The 1913-nt window shown below is 75.5% G+C and carries 1 protein-coding gene; it reads left to right on the forward strand.

Translation table 11 applies throughout. From position 1 onward, the window contains the following. Positions 1–165: 165 nt before the first annotated feature. Positions 166–1913, forward strand: a 1748-nt coding sequence (locus tag HLB09_RS16425; RefSeq protein WP_171204375.1) for a DNA gyrase/topoisomerase IV subunit A, incomplete at its 3' end; no start/stop codon positions are given.

Here is a 1913-nt window from a genome sequence, read left to right on the forward strand (position 1 = left end):
GGCCGCGGCCCTCGCGGCGGCGGCCCCTCGAGGACGTCGCCCACGACGGGCGGTTCGGGACGCCGCTGGGTTGAGCCCCGGCGAGCGGGCCCGCCGCAGCGGCGTCCCGGCGGCACCGGGCCGCGCCTCACCCGACCGGCGCGCCCCGTCCGCGAGGATGGGGCCATGGCCCGCCGCACCTCCGCCCCCGCCGGCCCGCCCCCGGGCGAGGGCCGCGTCGTCGACATCGACGTCGCGGCCGAGATGGAGGGGTCGTTCCTCGAGTACGCCTACTCCGTCATCTACGCCCGCGCGCTGCCGGACGCGCGCGACGGCCTCAAGCCGGTCCAGCGCCGGATCCTCTACGCGATGTCCGACATGGGCCTGCGGCCCGAGCGGGCGCACGTCAAGTGCAGCCGCGTCGTCGGCGAGGTCATGGGCAAGCTGCACCCCCACGGCGACACCGCCATCTACGACGCGCTCGTCCGCATGGCGCAGCCCTTCAGCCTGCGGCTGCCCCTCGTCGACGGGCACGGCAACTTCGGCTCCCTCGACGACGGCCCGGCGGCGGCGCGGTACACCGAGGCCCGCATGGCGGCCGCCGCCTCGCTCATGGTGGCCGACCTCGACGAGGAGGTCGTCGACCTCGTCCCGAACTACGACGGCTCGCTGCAGCAGCCCGGCGTGCTGCCGTCGGCGCTGCCCAACCTGCTCGTCAACGGCGCCAGCGGCATCGCCGTCGGCATGGCGACGAACATGCCGCCCCACAACCTCGTCGAGGTCGTCGCCGCGGCCCGCCACCTCATCGAGCACCCGGGCGCGACGCTCGAGGACCTGCTCCGCTTCGTGCCCGGGCCGGACCTGCCCTCGGGCGGGCGGATCATCGGCCTCGAGGGGGTCCGCGAGGCCTACGCGACCGGTCGCGGCACCTTCCGGACCCGTGCCACCACGCGCGTCGAGCAGATCACCCCGCGCCGCCGAGGGATCGTCGTCACCGAGCTGCCGTACGGCGTCGGCCCCGAGCGCGTCGTCGAGAAGATCGCCGACGCCGTGAAGTCCCGCAAGCTGCAGGGCGTCTCGGACGTCCAGGACCTCACCGACCGCGAGAGCGGGCTGCGCCTCGTCGTCGAGGTGAAGTCGGGTTTCGACCCCGACGCCGTCCTCGAGCAGCTCTACCGCCTGACGCCCATGGAGGACTCCTTCGGCGTCAACAACGTCTGCCTCGTCGAGGGCCAGCCCCGCACCCTCGGGCTGCGGGACCTGCTGTCCGTCTACGTCGACCACCGGCTCGACGTCGTGCGCCGGCGCAGCCGGTACCGGCTGCAGCGGGCGACCGAGCGCCTGCACCTCGTCGAGGGCCTGCTCGTCGCCGTCGCCGACATCGACGAGGTCATCGCCGTCATCCGCTCCAGCGACGACGCCGCGGCCGCCCGCTCGCGCCTCATGGCCGTCTTCGAGCTCAGCCAGGCCCAGGCCGACCACATCCTCGAGCTGCAGCTGCGCCGCCTCACGCGCTTCTCCACGCTCGAGCTCCAGACGCGCCGCGACGAGCTGCGCGCGGCGATCGACGAGCTCGAGGCGATCCTCGGCGACGAGGCGCGGCTGCGGGGGGTCGTCTCCGACGAGCTGGCGGAGGTGGCCCGCGAGCACGGGACGCCGCGGCGGACCGTGCTGCTCGAGGCGTCCGGCGCCGCTGCTCCCGCCGCCCGCGGAGCCCGGGGGCGGGGCCCCGCCACGCCGCTCGAGGTGCCCGACGACCCGTGCTGGCTGCTGCTGTCGGCCACGGGCCTGCTCGCCCGGACCTCCGGCGCCGGCCACGCCACGGCCTCCGCGACGGCGTCGCGGTGCTCGAGCCACGAGGTGCGGTTGCGGATGACGTCCCACTGCGAGCCGTCGGAGCCCCACACCGTCGGGCCGATGCCGGGCGTGTCCGA

Origin of the sequence: Pseudokineococcus marinus (genome assembly GCF_013004605.1) — a bacterium.
GTDB lineage: Bacteria > Actinomycetota > Actinomycetes > Actinomycetales > Quadrisphaeraceae > Pseudokineococcus > Pseudokineococcus marinus.